Below are 14,875 nucleotides of genomic sequence, written 5' to 3' on the forward strand. Positions count from 1 at the left end.
CAAGGGAGACTTCCATGATTCCGACTGAAACCGCGCATGCCGGGCCGGATGGCATAGCCGCGCCGCAGCCGCACGCCCAGGCCAGGGAGGACGCGGTGTACCGCAAGGTGGCCTGGCGGCTGCTGCCGTTCCTGATGCTGTGCTACGTGGTGGCCTACCTGGATCGGGTCAACGTGGGCTTTGCCAAGCTCAACATGCTGGCCGACCTGCAGTTCAGCGAGGCGGTCTACGGCCTGGGCGCGGGCTTGTTCTTTATCGGCTATTTCTTCTTCGAGGTGCCCAGCAACCTGCTGATGCACCGCATCGGCGCCAAGGCCACGATCTCGCGCATCATGATCCTGTGGAGCCTGATCTCGGCGGCGATGATGTTCGTGCAGACCAGCACGCAGTTCTACGTGCTGCGCTTCCTGCTGGGCGCGGCCGAGGCCGGCTTCTATCCGGGCATGATCCTGTACCTGACCTACTGGTTCCCGTCGCACCGGCGTGCGCGCATGGTGGCGCTGTTCATGGCCGCGATCCCGATCTCGGGCATTTTTGGCGGGCCGCTGTCGGGTTGGGTGATGGAAGCCATGCACGGCGTCAACGGCCTGCGCGGCTGGCAGTGGATGTTCGTGATCGAGGCGGTGCCGTCGCTGCTGGTGGGCGTGGCGGTGCTCTGGTACCTGGACAACAACATCCAGTCCGCGCGCTGGCTGACGGCGGACGAGAAGGCGCTGCTGGAGCGCAATATCGCCGCGGAGAATGCGCACAAGAGCGCCCACATGTCGCTGCGCCACGTGGTGACGGATCCGCGCGTGCTGAAAATGACGATGATCTGCTTCTGCACGGTGATGGGCCAGTACGGGCTGACCTTCTGGCTGCCCACGCTGATCAAGCAGACCGGCGTGAAAAGCGTGCTGGATGTGGGCTTGCTCACCGCGATCCCGTTCGGCGTGGCGGTGTGTTCGATGATCCTGGTCAGCCGCAGCTCCGACCGCATGCGCGAACGCCGCTGGCACCTGATCGTGCCGTTCTGCTGCGCCGCCACGGGCCTGGTGCTGAGCGCCGTGTTCAGCCACAACACCGCGCTGTCGCTCGCCGCGCTGGCGCTGGCAGCCGGCGGCAGCCTGGCCACGTCGCCGCTGTTCTGGAGCCTGCCCACCTCGATCCTGTCGGGCGTCGGCGCGGCGGCGGGCATTGCGCTGATCAACTCGTTCGCCAACCTGGCCGGCTTTATCAGCCCGTACATGATCGGGCTGATCAAGGATGCCACCCAGAGCACCGATGCCGCGATGTTCGTGCTGGCGGCGGTGCTGCTGTGCGGCGCGCTGCTGACGTACTCGGTGCCTGCCAGGCTGGTCAACAAGTAAGGGGCGGGGCGGGCCGGATTGTCGGCTAGAATTTCCGGCAGCCGGCCCTGCGCTCTGGCTTTCCGTTAAGCGTCCCCTTACTGGTTTTCCCCGCACGTATGACAGGATCTTCCGCCTCCGTCGCCAACCAGGCCGTCAGCCTTATCCAGCAATGGGTGCGCGACGGCACGTTCCCCGCGGGCACGCTGCTGCCGGCGCAGCGGGAACTGGCGGCGAAGGTCGGCATCAGCCGCGCGTCATTGCGCGAGGCGATCTCTACCTTGCAGGGGATGGGCGTGGTGGTGTCGCGCCCGGGCAAGGGCGTCTATGTGACCGCCGCCGGCGACAGCGCCGCCGCCGCGCCGCCGTGGCGCTTTGCCGCCACGCATTCGCTGATCGATATCTACCAGCTGCGCTTTGCGCTGGAAGGCCTGACCGCGCGGCTGGCCGCACTGGCCATCGCCGCCGCCGAGATCGAGCAGCTGCGCCAGAACGCGGCCACGATGCAGCGGGCGATCGAAGCCGATGCCTATGACGAGGCGTCGCAGCTGGATTATGAGTTCCACACGCTGATCGTCACGGTCTCGGGCAACCAGGTCATCCGCGAGATCCTGCGCGAAAGCGCCGAGGTGATGCGCGAGAGCCAGCGCCTGCCGTACTACCGGCGCGGCGCGCGCAACGCCACCTTCGTCGAGCACAGCGCCATCATCGAGGCGCTGGCCGCGCGCCAGCCGGAGCAGGCACAGCGCGCGATGGAGCGCCACATCATGCTGGCGGCACGCCGGGCCGGCGTGCATTTCCCTACCGGCGACGAAAAGGATGAGTGAGCTCCGGCGCGAACGGACGCCGGTCGCGCCACGCCTCAATCCAGCCGAATATTGTTTTCCTTGATCACATTGCCCCAATACGCCTGGTCGGCACGCGTCGTCGCCGCGAAGGCCGCCGGCTGCGTGGTCTTGACGATCAGGCCCAGATCGCCCAGCCGCTGGCGGATGTCGGGCGCGGCCATCACCGTTTCCACGTCGGCCGAGATCTTGTCGATGATGGCCTGCGGAGTGCCGGCGGTGGTGAACAGGCCCAGCCACGCCGGGCCGTCCAGGCCCTTGTAGCCGAGTTCCTGGAAGGTGGGCACGTCGGGCAGCATCGGTGCGCGGGTGTTGCCGGTCACCGCCAGCGGCTGCAGCTTGCCGGTGCGTGCATGCTGGCGCACCGTCATCGGCGACAGCGTCCCCAGCGAGATCTGGCCGCCGATCAGGTCGGTGGCGATCGGCGCTTCGCCCTTGTACGGCACGTGGACCAGCTCGGCGCCGGCATTCTTCAGGAACACCTGCATGTAGAGGTGGGCGCCGGTGCCGATGCCATAGGTGCCATAGGACAACTTGTCCGGCTGGGACTTGGCCAGGGCCACCATCTGCGGCAGCGTGCGCGGCATGGCGGCGCTGGCGGTCAGCACCAGGCTGGAGGTGCATAGCTGGCCGATGGCGGTCAGGTCGCGCAGCGGGTCGAACGGCGGCTTGGCCACCATATAAGGGGTTTGGACCAGGCTGGGCAGGCCCAGCAGCAGCGTGTAGCCGTCCGGCTGCGCCTTGGCGACCACGTCGGCGCCGATCATGCCGCCCACGCCGGGCCGGTTCTCGACGATCACCGGGCGCTGCCACAGCTTGCCCAAAGGGTCGCCCAGCGCGCGCGCCAGCACGTCGGTGGCGCCGCCGGGCGGGTAGGGCACCACCAGCCGCACCGGGCGCGCCGGCCAGGCCTGCTGGGCCCGGGCCGGGCCGATTCCCAGGGTTGTAGCGGCGGCGGCCAGGGATCCGGCTCCCAGCCAGTGCAGGGCCTTGCGGCGGTCGGCTTGCATGGTGTTTCCTCCAGTGGTTGACGTCGTGTCGGCATGCGGCCCTGGGCTCTGTGCGCCATGGCCACGGCAACGCGCAGCGTACGAGGCCGCGATGTGTCGCGGCATCGGCGGGATGGACGAAAACGGTGGGGAGTACTTACCCGGATCGGGTGTGCGCAGGGGCAGGCAGCCGGGCTGCAATCCGAACCGCGGCATCGCTTATGATGGCGCCGCCGCTGCCGGCGCGTTCAGTCAGTCCGGTCTGTGCGGCGCTTGATCCATTTCTTGCTTGAACCCTCATGGCCCGCCTCAAACTCGACCTGCCCGCCGACCAGCTTTGCTACGCCACGCACCTCACTGTGCGCGTGACGGACATCAATTCGGCCAACCACCTTGCCAATGATTCGATGATCTCAATGATTTCGGAGGCGCGGGCGCGGTTCCTGTTCGAATTCGGCAGCGAGGATGTGCGTGAGGAAGGCGTCGGCATCATCGTCACCGACCTGGCGACGATGTACCGCAACGAGGCCCATGCGCGCGACCAGCTGCTGTTCGAGGTGGGCGTGATGGACTTCAACAAGTACGGCGGCGACATCATCTTCCGCATCACGCGGCCCGCCGATGGCGCGCTGATCGCGATGGCCAAGTCGGGCTTTGTCTTCTTCGACTATGTGGCCAAACGCGTGGTGGCGATGCCGGCGGGATTCGCCGGGCGCTTCCCGAAGGTGAACTGGGTGGAATAACCGCGGGCGTGGCGCGGTCCGCTAATCGCTGACCGCGCCACGTGATGGCGAGGGTGCCGGCTCAGGCCTTGCGCTCGCCGCCCAGCGCCTCGGTCAGGTCGACCAGCAGGCCCGACAGCTCGCCCGCCATCATGGTGAAGTCCGCGTCGAAGCGCTCGTCTTCGTCGTGCGCCGTGCCGTCGGCCTGTTCCTTGATCACGTCGAGCGGCGCCAGCTTCTTGACCACCAGTCCGTCGGTCAGCACGAACGAGACGCGGTCGTTCCAGGTCATCGCCAGGCGCGTGCAGCGCTTGCCGGCGGCGATATGGCGGCGCAGGTCTTCGGGGTCGAGCGGGTGGCGCACGTAGCGGACCGTGGCCTTGCTCTCGGCCCCGGACTGCAGCTCGATTTCCTGGTCGACGGTAAAGCCGGCGGGCGCCGCATCGCCGGCCAGCCATTCGGTCATGGCGGCCACCGGCGACTGGTTGACGTGCAGGTTGATCAGCGGCAGCGGGTCCAGCGCCTTGAACAGCATGCCGCGCACTTCATCGGCCTTGGCCGCGGCGGCGGCATCGATGGCAAGCCAGCCGTTGTCAGGGTCGATCCACACGCGCGTGTCGCGGCGGATGCTGAAGGCGCGCGGCAGCAGCTCTTCGGTGACCTGCTCCTTCAGTTCCTTCATTTGCTTGCGGCCCGGCTTGTAGCCTTGCTGCTCTTCGATCTCGGCGGCGCGGGCGCGCGTGACCTGGTTGACCACGGTGGTGGGCAGCAGCTTCTTTTCGGTGCGCAGCGTCAGCAGCATCTGGCGGCCGACGGTGTGGACCAGCTGGCCGTTGTCACGCGGCGAGGCCCAGCCCTGCGTCTGCATCTCGAGGCTGGTGCCGGGAAAGAAGGCGTGCTTTGCCAGGCTGGCTTCGACCTCGTCGGCGCTGGGCGACCACGGGGCGGAGAAACGATGGACCTGCAGATTCTTGAACCACATGGGGAATTCGGCCAAAGGGACGAATTCTAACGCCCGCGGCGCGCTGCCGCGAAAAATGCCAGGCGCCGCGCGACCGGCCGGCCGCGCGGCGACCACCGGAAAGCGCTGCTACAGGTCGAGCTTGGTGATCTTGCTGCCCTCGAAACTCAGCCCGGCCATCAGGCCGGCATTGGTCAGCACGAAGCCGACGATGGGCTGCTGGGCGGTATTGGTATCGAGCACGCCGTTTGCGCCAATCGTGGCCAGCGCGACGGTGGCATCCACGCCCGCGGTCCAGCCGCTGCTGCGCACGAACTTGTCATAGGCGTCCTGCGTCATGAACATCAGGATCACGGCCTTGGACTGCGCACCGATCTGCCAGCCGACCGAGCCCGAGACCAGCCGGTAATAGCCGCGCGTGCCGCCGCCGGAGCGCAGCGTGCCGTCGCCATACTCGCCGCCGACGATAAAGCCAGCCGACAGGGTCTTCGGGAACACCAGGATGCCGCGTGCGCGGCTGCCCAGTTCGCGCGCGCCGTTGACCGAGCTGTACAGGCGCGACAGCGTGGCGTCCGAGCCCGAATCCAGTTCACGCCGGCGCGCAGCCTTGTCGGTGGGTGCGTCGGGCTTGGTGGTGGTGCACGCGCCGGTGGCCAGCGTGCCGAGGGCCAGACCCGCGCTGGCCGAAAGGAAGGTTCGACGTTTCATCTCGTCTCCTTGGTGTTGTTGTCGTCTTTGAAGCATAGGCGCCGAAATCACCCGGGCAAATGATTCAGGCCAACGAGTCGTTTCCATTTGTGACGAAGGTGGTGCAGGACGACCGTTCGCGGCAAGAATAATGGGCCTTGCGCCCGATACGTCCCATGGCTGGCTTATGGTTGCCATGTGACCGCCGCTGCGCCGTCACTGCATCTTGATGAGTCATGAAGAAACTTCTCACTGCCTTGCCCTTGCTTCTGCTGGCCGCCTGCGCCTCCCAGCCTCCGGGGGCTTCCACTGACGCCGCGGCATCGGCCCCGGCGGCCGATACCGGCAGCGAATGGCAGGCGCTGCGCGCCAAATACATGGATTGCACGCAGAAGAAGGCCAACGACAACCTGTCGGCCAAGGGCCAGTCCAAGGACGTGGCCGACCTGGCGCTGTCGGCGTGCCAGCCGGAACTGGACGCGATGCACCAGTCGTTCCGCAGCTATCTCGATGGGCAGATGTCGTCGTCGCACGGCAAGAGCAGCGCGCGCCAGGCGGCGGCGCGCGTGACCAGCGACACCCGCGACAATGCGCGCCAATACCTGGTGCGCTACGTCGAGCGCGAGCGCTACCTGGCCCGCCAGAACTGACCCGGGACCGTCGCCGGCTCAGAGCATTTCCAGCGGCGTCGGGCCGTCGGGCGGCGGGAAGATGCGGTCGATCTCGGCCAGCTGCGCAGGCGACAGCGTCTTCGACAGGGCCTCCAGGTTTTCCTGCAGGCGCTCGCGCCGGCTGGTCTTGGGGATGGCGATGACGCCGTCCTGCGCCAGCAGCCAGCTCAGCGCCGCCTGTGCCGCGGTCATGCCGTGGTCGCGCGCGAAGCGCTTCAGCCCGGGATGCGCCAGTAGGCGCGACTGCTCGATGGGAGAGTAGGCCATCACCGGCACGCCGCGCTGGCGCAGCCAGGGCAGCAGGTCCCACTCGATGCCGCGCCGCCCCAGGTTGTACAGCAGCTGGTTGGTGGCCAGCCGGCTGCCGCCCGGCGCGTCCCACAATTCCTGCATATCGGACAGGTCCAGGTTGCTGACGCCCCAGTGGCGGATCTTGCCGTCGCGCTGCAGGGCCTCCATGGCCTGCACCGTCTCTTCCAGCGGCACGCCGCCGCGCCAGTGCAGCAGGTAGAGGTCGATGCGGTCGGTGCCCAGCCGCTTCAGGCTGCGCTCGCAGGCCTGCACGGTGCCGCGCCGGCTGGCGTTGAACGGGTAGACCTTGCTGACCAGGAAGGCCTGGTCGCGCCGGCCGGCGATGGCCTCGCCGATCATGTCCTCGGACTGGCCTTCGCCGTACATCTCGGCGGTATCGATCAAGCGCAGGCCCAGGTCCAGCCCCAGGCGCAGCGTGGCGATCTCCTCGGCGCGCGCGGCGGGCGATTCGCCCATATTCCATGTGCCCATGCCGAGCGCCGGGACGCGCTCGCCGTCGGGCAGGGTGACTTGCTTCATCGCTTGGCTTCCAGGTTGGCCGGGGTCGGGCGCCCGGCGGCACCCAACCACACTAGTTAACAAACAACACCGGCAATGTACAACCCGCCCGCGCCGGGAATGCTTCAAACCAGTCCGGTCAGAAAATACAGCGCGATGACGAAGAACACCGCGCCGGTCTTGATCAGCGTGACCGCGAAGATATCGCGGTAGGACTCGCGGTGGGTCAGGCCGGTCACGGCCAGCAGCGTGATCACGGCGCCGTTGTGCGGCAGGGTATCCATGCCGCCGCTGGCCATCGACACCACGCGGTGCAGCACTTCCAGCGGAATCTGCATGGCCTGCGCGCCCGCGATGAAGGTCTGCGACATCGCCGCCAGCGCAATGCTCATGCCGCCCGAGGCCGAGCCGGTGATGCCGGCCAGCGTGCTGACCGAGACCGCGGCATTGACCAGCGGGTTGGGGATGGCGCGCAGCGCGTCGCTGACCACCAGGAAGCCCGGCAGCGCGGCGATGACGCCGCCGAAACCGTATTCCGACGCGGTGTTCATCGACGCCAGAAGCGCGCCGCCGACCGCGCCCTTGGTACCCTCGGCAAAACGCTCGCGCAGGGCGCCGAAGGCGGTGACCAGCACCACGGCGATGCCCAGCAGCAGCGCGCCTTCCACTGCCCAGATCGCGGTGACGCTGGCGATCTTGGTTTCTACCGGCCTGGCCAGGCCAGGCAGCGTCACGCTGTTGGATTCGCCGTACCACAGCGGAATCATCCGCGTCAGCCAGAAGTTGGCCACACCCACCACCACCATCGGCAGCAGTGCCAGCAGCGGGTGCGGCAGCTTGCCGGCCTGGCTGCGTTCGGGCTCGTTGCGCAGGTTGCTGCCATAGCCCTCGCCGCGCGCAGCGGCGGCGCGGCGGCGCCATTCCAGATAGCTCAGGCCCACCAGCAGGATAAACAGCGAGCCGGCGACGCCCAACGCCGGCGCGGCCCACGAGGTGGTGTTGAAGAAATTGGTGGGGATGATGTTCTGGATCTGCGGGGTGCCCGGCAGCGAATCCATGGTGAACGAGAACGCGCCCAGTGCGATCGCGCCCGGCATCAGCCGCTTGGGGATGTTGCTCTGGCGATACAACTCGGCGGCGAACGGGTAGACCGCGAACACCACCACGAACAGCGAAACGCCGCCGTAGGTCAGCAGCGCGCACACCGTGACGATCACCGCATTGGCGCGCGTTCGTCCGATATAGCGGATCGCCGCAGCGACGATGGACTCGGAAAAGCCCGACAGTTCGACCACCTTGCCGAACACGGCGCCTAATAAGAACACGGGGAAATACAGCTTCACGAAGCCGACCATCTTCTCCATGAAGATGCCGGTGAACACCGGCGCCACCGCCGACGGGTCGGTCAGCAGCACCGCCGCCAGCGCGGCGATCGGTGCGAACAGGATCACGCTGTAGCCGCGGTACGCGGCGAACATCAGGAAGGCAAGGGCTGCCAGTACGATCAGGAACGACATCGGATCTCCTTCAGGGTTGCCTTCTCCTGAGGTGCGGTCCGGTGCCGCGGCGGGGCCTGCGCTTGTGGCGCGTTGTCTCTTTCTGTGCGTCAGGAAAAGGGATCAGCCGGCGACTGTGCCACAGCTTGGCCGGCGGCGAAACCTTTGAGGCTCGCCGCGGCCGCGCGGTGGCGGGCGGCGGCAGGGAAGGAGAAGGCCCGCTTCACCGGTGCTGGTGGCGATACTCCTGCGTGCGGCCGCCGTAGCCATAGGCCGCGGCGCGGGCGTCGATCACGTGGACATAAGAGACCGGATGCAGGTTGCCGAGCAGGCCCGACATGGTCTCGAACACGGCCGCGATGAACTGCGCCTTCTCTGCCTTGGTGTTGGTTTCATCGGTCACGCTGATGTCCAGGTGGAAGGCATTGCGGCCCTGCTCGGACAGCGGCGCGTCGGCGATGATCCAGCTGTCGTGCGGGATGTACTGCACCGTCACGGCGATCACGTCGCGCTGCTTGCCGAGCACGCGCTCGGTCAGGTCGGCGATGGCCCTGGCGCTGCGGCGGGTGAGGTCGGCATCGGGTTGGCCGGACAGGTGCAGGACGATGTGGGGCATGGCGAGCTCCTTGGGTTTGAGCGGGGTTGGTGAAGCCATGGTAGGGCGTGGTGTAGTATCGGAAAAGCGGGAATAACCGATACCTTCCATCGGCTGTGCCGAAATCAATCCGACCTTGCCAGGAGCCTTGCCATGCGTGGATTCGACACCGACCAGTTGCGCACCTTCGTGACGGTTGCCGACAGCGGCAGCCTGTCGGCCGCGGCGCCCCGGCTGTTCCTGTCGCAGTCGTCGGTCAGCGAGCAGCTGCGCAAGCTGGAAGAGCGCGCCGGCGTGCCGCTGCTGACACGCGGCCGCCACGGCGCGCAGCCGACGCCTGCCGGGCAGCGGCTGCTGGCGCATGCGCGGCGCATCCTGGACCTGAACGAACTGGCCTTGCAGGAGCTTCGCGGCCACGCGCTGGAGGGCGAGTTGCGCCTGGCGGTGACCGACTATTTCCGCCCCGGCGAGATCGCCGGCATGCTGCGGCGCCTGCGCGAGCGCTATCCGTACCTGCGCCTGCACGTGACGGTGATGAAAAGCGCGGCGATCGATGCCGCCGCCGAGCGCGACACCTTCGATATCGGCCTGAGCATGCGGCTGCCCGGCACGCGCGGAACAGCCGCGCGCGGCACGGTGCTGCGGCGCGAGCCGCTCGCCTGGGTGGCCGCGCCGGCCGAGGCCGACACGCTTCCCGCGACGCTGCCACTGGTGCTGCTGCCCGACACCTGCTCGCTGCACCAGTACGTGGTGCAGCGGCTGCTGCGCAAACGGGTGCCGTTCGAGATCGCGCATTCCGCCTCCGGTGTGGCGGGGCTGCACCTGGCGCTGGCGGCCGGACTGGGCCTGTCATGCCTGAATGCGTCGGCGATCGGGCCGGGCGTGGCGCCGCTGGACGCCGTCACCGTCGCGCGGCTAGGGCTGCCGCGGCTGCCGGAAGCGGAGTTCTTCCTGCTGCCAGCGCGGCGCGGCGAGTCTGCCTTCATTGCGCAAGCGCGCGAGGCGCTGACAGCACAATTGGCCTAGCTGGGCCGCTCCAAGTCAGAAAAAGATCACAAATCGGGCGACACCAATGGGTGCGGTTGTGTTGAAAGCAACATATCCGGATTGGGAATAGGAATAATTCGCAATCTCGTTGACCATGACAATCCCGTAATCGATAATTCGCCGGCTTTTTCAAGTTATTACAGTCGATTACAGGCCATGAGAATAAAACTTCACCCGATATGTGCCGCGGTGGCGGGGAGCTTCGTTTTTCAACCGATGCTGGTGTGGGCACAATCCGCACCGGCGACACCGGCGCAGTTGCCGGAGGTCACCGTCAAGGCGGACGTCAGCCGTGAGCTGGGCGCGGGCTACAACCCGCCCAACGCGGTCAGCGCCACCAAGACCGAGGCCCCGCTGCGCGACGTGCCGCAAACCGTCAACGTGGTCACCGCCGACGTCATGCGCGACCAGCACGCCACCTCGATGCAGGACGCGCTGAAGAACGTGCCGGGCGTGTCGTTCTCGCACGGCGACGGCCAGCGCGACCAGGTCTCGATCCGCGGCTTCACCGCCATCGCCGACCAGTTCGTCGACGGCATCCGCGACGATGCGCTGTACTTCCGCGACATGTCCAACGTCGACCGAGTCGAGGTCATCAAGGGTCCGGCAGCCGTGCTGTACGGTCGCGGCTCCTCCGGCGGCCTGATCAACCGCGTGACCAAGAAGCCGGGCATCGACGTCACCGACTTCGCGCTCAGCTACGGCATGTGGGCCGACCGCCGCGCCGAGGCTGACGTCGGCCGCGTGTTCGCGGACGGCGCCGCGGCGTTCCGTGTCACCGGCGCGGTGCAGAAGGCCAACAGCTACCGCTCGCAGCAGTTCCTGGACCGCGCGGCGATCGCGCCGTCGCTGGAGCTGCGCGTCGCGCCCGAGACCACCGTGTTGTTCCAGGCCGACTACCTGGAAGACCGCCGCGTCACCGACTTCGGCATCCCGGCGTACCGCGGGCGGCCGGTGGACGTGCCCGCGTCGCGCTACTACGGCGCGGCCAATGCGCGCGACGCCGACTACTCGCAGTCGCGTGTGTTCTCCGGCACCGCCACCATCAACCATCGCTTCAATGAGAACTGGTCGATCCGCAACGCCACGCGCTACTACCACTACTCGCTGGACCGCAACAACACGCTGACCGCCGCGGTCAACGAAGCGGCGCAGACCCTGACCATGAACCACGGCAATGTCCGCCGCGAGGAACATGGCTGGTTCAACCAGACCGACCTGATCCAGAAGGCGACCATCCTCGGCACCAAGCACGAGATCCTGTACGGCATGGAGATCGGCCAGCAGAACAAGGACCAGGTCAACAACACCAAGCCGGTGCCGGGCACCTTCAACCTGTTCAACCCGGTGCTGCCGGTACTGCCGCGCCTGGCGCCGGGCAACCCGACCACCTCGAACCTGGGCATCTTCGACACGCTGGCGTTCTACACCCAGGACATGATCACCTTCAGCGAGCAGTGGAAGGCGCTGGTCGGGGTGCGCTACGACAACTTCCAGCAGGAAACCCGCAACCGCATCGCCGGCCAGCGCGACCTGTCGCGCAGCGACTCCGCCTGGAGCCCGCGTGCCGGCCTGGTGTGGCAGCCGAGCAAGACCCAGTCGTACTACGTGTCGTGGAGCAAGTCGTTCCAGCCGTCGGGCGAGGCCTTTGCGCTGGCGGCCAACAATGCCGACCTGTCGCCGGAGACCACCAGCAACACCGAGGTGGGCGCCAAATACGATTGGCTGAACGGCAAGGCCAGCACCACGATCTCGCTGTTCCGCCTGGAGCGCAGCAATATCAAGGTCGCCAACGCCACCAATACGGCGCTGCTGCCGATCGGCGAGCAGCGCACCGACGGCGTGGAGCTCTCCGGCGCGGCCGAGCTGGGTAGCGGCTGGCGCATGCTGGCCGGCTACGCCTATCTGGATGCCACCATCACCAAGTCCAGCGCCGCGCTGCAAGGCAAGCGCGCCACCATCACGCCGCGCCACTCCGGCAACCTGTGGGTGACCAAGGACCTGGGCCACGGCTTCGGTGTTGGCCTTGGCGCCAACCTGGTCGGTGCGCGCTATGCCGACCCGCAGAACACCGTGACCCTGCCCGGCTTTGTCACCGCCGACGCGATGGCCTGGTACCGCCGCGGTGCCTTCGAGGCCCAGCTGAACGTGTACAACCTGTTCGACAAGGGCTACATCGTCTCGGCGCACGGCACCAACGCCAACCTGAACATGCCGGGCGCTCCGCGCAGCGTCATGGCCACCCTGCGCTACCGCATGTAAAGCGCAGCATCGGGGACAAAAAACCGGGCGGTTCATCACCGCCCGGTTTTTTTTCGCCTGCTGTTTCTTCACCAGCGGGGCAGGCAACGGCATGCCCCGGAGAAACCCTGAGTGCCGGCAGCGCTCAGTGCTCGCGCTCCCAGGTCTGGGTGCGTCCGATCAGGCTGATGCCGATGAAGCCGCGCACGTTGAGCTTGTTGCCATCCTCGGTGAGCGACATCTTGCTCTTGTAGACCTTGCCGTTTTCCGGATCGAGGATCTCGCCGCCGCTCCACTCGTTGTCGCCGGTCTTGCGCAGGCCGGACAGGATGGTCATGCCGATCAGGGGCTGGTCCTTGCGCGCGTCGGTGCACTTGTCGCAGACGCGCGGCTTGCCGTCGCCGTCGACGAAGCTCTTGAGCAGGCGTCCGCTGTAGACGCCGTTCTTCTCGGTGATCTCCACCAGCCCGCGCGGCTTGCCGGTGTTGTCGTCGATGGTCTTCCACGTGCCGGTGGGCGTGGCCTGCGCCAGCGCCGCGGCGCTGCCGAGCAGGGTGGCGGCAAGCACCGCGGCGCGCATGGTGCAGGCGATGAGGGAAGGGCTGCGCATGATGTCTCCTTTGAGGTCCGTAGCCACGCCAATCTACTGGCGCAGCCGCCGCGCCGCAATCCGGCGCGGACCGCCGCGCGCCCTTCCGCGGCGCTTGTCCGTTTCCCGCCAGCCCGCACGCAGCGGGCGTTTGCGGGTTTTTGTGGCGCAGCAAAACGCGCCTGCGCACGGCCGCTGAAGCAATCCTCTAAGCGGACGTACGACGCACCGCGCGCCACCTCGCCGCGTCCTGCGCGACGGCGCGAACGCATCCGCAAAGCGCGGCGCGCGTGCCCCGGATCGAGCGGCACGACGCGACCTCGCGGGAGCGACTGCCGGAGTGTTGCCACGACGCTTCGCTGTCGTCGCGTCTTGGCTCGAGCGCAACGCTTCGATGACGCCGCGTTGTCCTTGCGATGCCTTCGCGATGCCCTTTCGATGTTGCGTCGATGCAAACCGTTGCGTGCACGCATCACTCTCGCGCGCGCTCGGCGATGGTGTCGCGCAGTGGCCGACGCCGGTGTCGTCGAACATCGAGCACGGCGTCGCGCGTGCGTACCGGGCCGAGTGTGTAAAGCATGCAGGACGCGCGCCGGTGATGGTGTCGCGCGCGTGTCGAAGCGTGCCGCCGCACAACTCGACACGCGCCGCTCGCGCATTGGTGCATCGCCCGCAAAGCCTTTGTCCATGCGGCTTTTCGGAAAGCGCGAGGACATTCGGTAGCGCTGTTCGCAGTCGTCGCGCGCACGCTGCGCGGCTTGTCATCGCTACGCGCGACGGTGTGTAAAAGCTGCGGCGCGCGCGGTCGGTGAAGGGGCATCGCGCGGCGTGCGCGAGTGCGCGTGGTGGGTCTCGACACCGGCATGCGCGCGACGCGTTTCGATGTCGTCGGCAACGTCTTCGTGACGACGCGCGTGAGAACTAGTTGGAGCGATGCATGCAGGCAAGTTTTTTTGCACTTTTTTCTTAACATCATCGTGCAAACGAATTATGATTCGCCTTGACAAGAGTCTCACTTCATTGCAGCGAAGCAGGAAGCAAGATGGAACCGAAAAGCGCGATGCGCGCTTCGATGCAATGACGAAGGTAGTAGCTGAGGAGCACGAGAACTTTGACGCAGACCAGGCCCGACCGGCTTCTTAAAACGCGTGCAGTCTCCCTTGGTCCATTAACGGGTTGGACCCGCTACCACCGAATGAATGCCGCCTGCCGTGCGCGAGGCCAAGCCCGCACCGCAGGCCTGCTGTCCGATATCTCCTCATTTCTGGCCGCGCGCCGGCTCAACGGGCGGTGCGGGCTGATCGAATATTCCAGGGCGCGGCATGTGCCCGAGACCCGCTTGCGGGCTCGCGCCGGCCGCCAAGGCACCGCCATGGGCGGTGTGCCCGCAACCGAATTCATTAGCGTGCAGCGGTGGTCGGGCCGCACGCCGATGAATCGCTCGCTCGACTGGGGCCGCGCTGCTGTGGCGCGCCTCGGGTCGGTCGGGTCGCCAACTTAGGTCATTCGATATTCACTCTCTAGTGAAGGAGTTATCCATGGCAACTGCTGCAAAGAAAAAGCCGGCGGCTAAGAAGGCCGCCAAGCCGGCCGCCAAGAAGGCTGCTGTGAAGAAGGTCGCCGCCAAGAAGGCTGCACCGGCCGCCAAGAAGGCAGCCGCCAAGAAGGCACCGGCCAAGAAGGCCGCGGTGAAGAAGGTCGCCGCCAAGAAGGCAGCACCGGCCAAGAAGGCCGCCGCCAAGAAGGCGGCACCGGCCAAGAAGGCCGCAGTGAAGAAGGCCGCAGTGAAGAAGGTCGCCGCCAAGAAGGCAGCACCGGCCAAGAAGGCAGCCGCCAAGAAGGCACCGGCCAAGAAGGCCGCGGTGAAGAAGGTCGCCGCCAAGAAGGCAGCACC

The 14,875-nt window shown here is 67.0% G+C and carries 14 protein-coding genes; 7 read left to right on the forward strand and 7 right to left on the reverse strand.

Going from position 1 to position 14,875, the window contains the following annotated elements; all coding sequences use genetic code 11:
* Positions 1 to 14: 14 nt before the first annotated feature.
* On the forward strand, positions 15 to 1,349 hold the full coding sequence (locus U9J39_RS21150; RefSeq protein WP_115710830.1) for an MFS transporter: 1,335 nt from the start codon (positions 15 to 17) through the stop codon (positions 1,347 to 1,349).
* A gap of 98 nt (positions 1,350 to 1,447) precedes the next feature.
* The gene (locus U9J39_RS21155; protein ID WP_326347968.1) at positions 1,448 to 2,155 is read left to right on the forward strand and encodes a FadR/GntR family transcriptional regulator; all 708 of its coding nucleotides are present in this window, start codon (positions 1,448 to 1,450) and stop codon (positions 2,153 to 2,155) included.
* A 35-nt stretch (positions 2,156 to 2,190) separates the two neighbouring features.
* On the opposite strand, the gene U9J39_RS21160 is transcribed toward U9J39_RS21155, so the two are convergent.
* Positions 2,191 to 3,183 carry a Bug family tripartite tricarboxylate transporter substrate binding protein gene (locus U9J39_RS21160; protein ID WP_115710826.1) on the reverse strand — a complete coding sequence of 331 codons (993 nt, stop codon included), beginning with the start codon at positions 3,181 to 3,183 and terminating at the stop codon, positions 2,191 to 2,193.
* A gap of 278 nt (positions 3,184 to 3,461) precedes the next feature.
* On the opposite strand from U9J39_RS21160, the gene U9J39_RS21165 reads away from it, so the two are divergent.
* Positions 3,462 to 3,905, forward strand: coding sequence for a thioesterase family protein (locus U9J39_RS21165; protein ID WP_018006295.1), 444 nt, complete (start codon positions 3,462 to 3,464; stop codon positions 3,903 to 3,905).
* Positions 3,906 to 3,966: 61 nt separating this feature from the next.
* Here U9J39_RS21165 and U9J39_RS21170 read toward each other — a convergent pair whose 3' ends face one another.
* A complete protein-coding gene (locus U9J39_RS21170) occupies positions 3,967 to 4,866 on the reverse strand; it encodes a recombination-associated protein RdgC (RefSeq protein ID WP_115681499.1) in 900 nt (299 codons plus the stop codon).
* 108 nt (positions 4,867 to 4,974) lie between these two features.
* The gene (locus U9J39_RS21175) at positions 4,975 to 5,553 is read right to left on the reverse strand and encodes a BPSL1445 family SYLF domain-containing lipoprotein (RefSeq protein WP_115710825.1); all 579 of its coding nucleotides are present in this window, start codon (positions 5,551 to 5,553) and stop codon (positions 4,975 to 4,977) included.
* A gap of 215 nt (positions 5,554 to 5,768) precedes the next feature.
* Here U9J39_RS21175 and U9J39_RS21180 point away from each other — a divergent pair, with 215 nt between their 5' ends.
* Positions 5,769 to 6,182, forward strand: coding sequence for a hypothetical protein (locus tag U9J39_RS21180; RefSeq protein ID WP_326347969.1), 414 nt, complete (start codon positions 5,769 to 5,771; stop codon positions 6,180 to 6,182).
* Positions 6,183 to 6,200: 18 nt separating this feature from the next.
* Here U9J39_RS21180 and U9J39_RS21185 read toward each other — a convergent pair whose 3' ends face one another.
* The 3 genes from U9J39_RS21185 to U9J39_RS21195 all read right to left on the reverse strand — a co-directional run bounded on the left by U9J39_RS21185 (position 6,201) and on the right by U9J39_RS21195 (position 9,125).
* Positions 6,201 to 7,034 (reverse strand): aldo/keto reductase, encoded by an 834-nt coding sequence (locus tag U9J39_RS21185; RefSeq protein ID WP_326347970.1) that lies wholly within the window; start codon positions 7,032 to 7,034, stop codon positions 6,201 to 6,203.
* Positions 7,035 to 7,138: 104 nt separating this feature from the next.
* Positions 7,139 to 8,530 carry a GntP family permease gene (locus tag U9J39_RS21190; protein WP_326347971.1) on the reverse strand — a complete coding sequence of 464 codons (1,392 nt, stop codon included), beginning with the start codon at positions 8,528 to 8,530 and terminating at the stop codon, positions 7,139 to 7,141.
* A gap of 202 nt (positions 8,531 to 8,732) precedes the next feature.
* Positions 8,733 to 9,125, reverse strand: coding sequence for a tautomerase family protein (locus tag U9J39_RS21195; RefSeq protein ID WP_115681140.1), 393 nt, complete (start codon positions 9,123 to 9,125; stop codon positions 8,733 to 8,735).
* A gap of 132 nt (positions 9,126 to 9,257) precedes the next feature.
* Here U9J39_RS21195 and U9J39_RS21200 point away from each other — a divergent pair, with 132 nt between their 5' ends.
* Together U9J39_RS21200 and U9J39_RS21205 are read left to right on the forward strand one after the other, a co-directional pair.
* On the forward strand, positions 9,258 to 10,130 hold the full coding sequence (locus U9J39_RS21200) for a LysR family transcriptional regulator (protein ID WP_115710817.1): 873 nt from the start codon (positions 9,258 to 9,260) through the stop codon (positions 10,128 to 10,130).
* 177 nt (positions 10,131 to 10,307) lie between these two features.
* Positions 10,308 to 12,413 carry a TonB-dependent receptor gene (locus U9J39_RS21205; RefSeq protein WP_326347972.1) on the forward strand — a complete coding sequence of 702 codons (2,106 nt, stop codon included), beginning with the start codon at positions 10,308 to 10,310 and terminating at the stop codon, positions 12,411 to 12,413.
* Positions 12,414 to 12,537: 124 nt separating this feature from the next.
* Here the strand turns inward: U9J39_RS21205 and U9J39_RS21210 are convergent, their stop codons facing one another.
* The gene (locus tag U9J39_RS21210; RefSeq protein WP_115710814.1) at positions 12,538 to 13,002 is read right to left on the reverse strand and encodes a DUF2147 domain-containing protein; all 465 of its coding nucleotides are present in this window, start codon (positions 13,000 to 13,002) and stop codon (positions 12,538 to 12,540) included.
* A 1,517-nt stretch (positions 13,003 to 14,519) separates the two neighbouring features.
* On the opposite strand from U9J39_RS21210, the gene U9J39_RS21215 reads away from it, so the two are divergent.
* Positions 14,520 to 14,875: hypothetical protein (locus U9J39_RS21215; protein ID WP_326347973.1), on the forward strand; the 356-nt coding region annotated here is incomplete at its 3' end.

This window comes from Cupriavidus sp. SS-3 (assembly GCF_035818815.1).
GTDB classification, from domain to species: Bacteria; Pseudomonadota; Gammaproteobacteria; order Burkholderiales; family Burkholderiaceae; genus Cupriavidus; species Cupriavidus taiwanensis_C.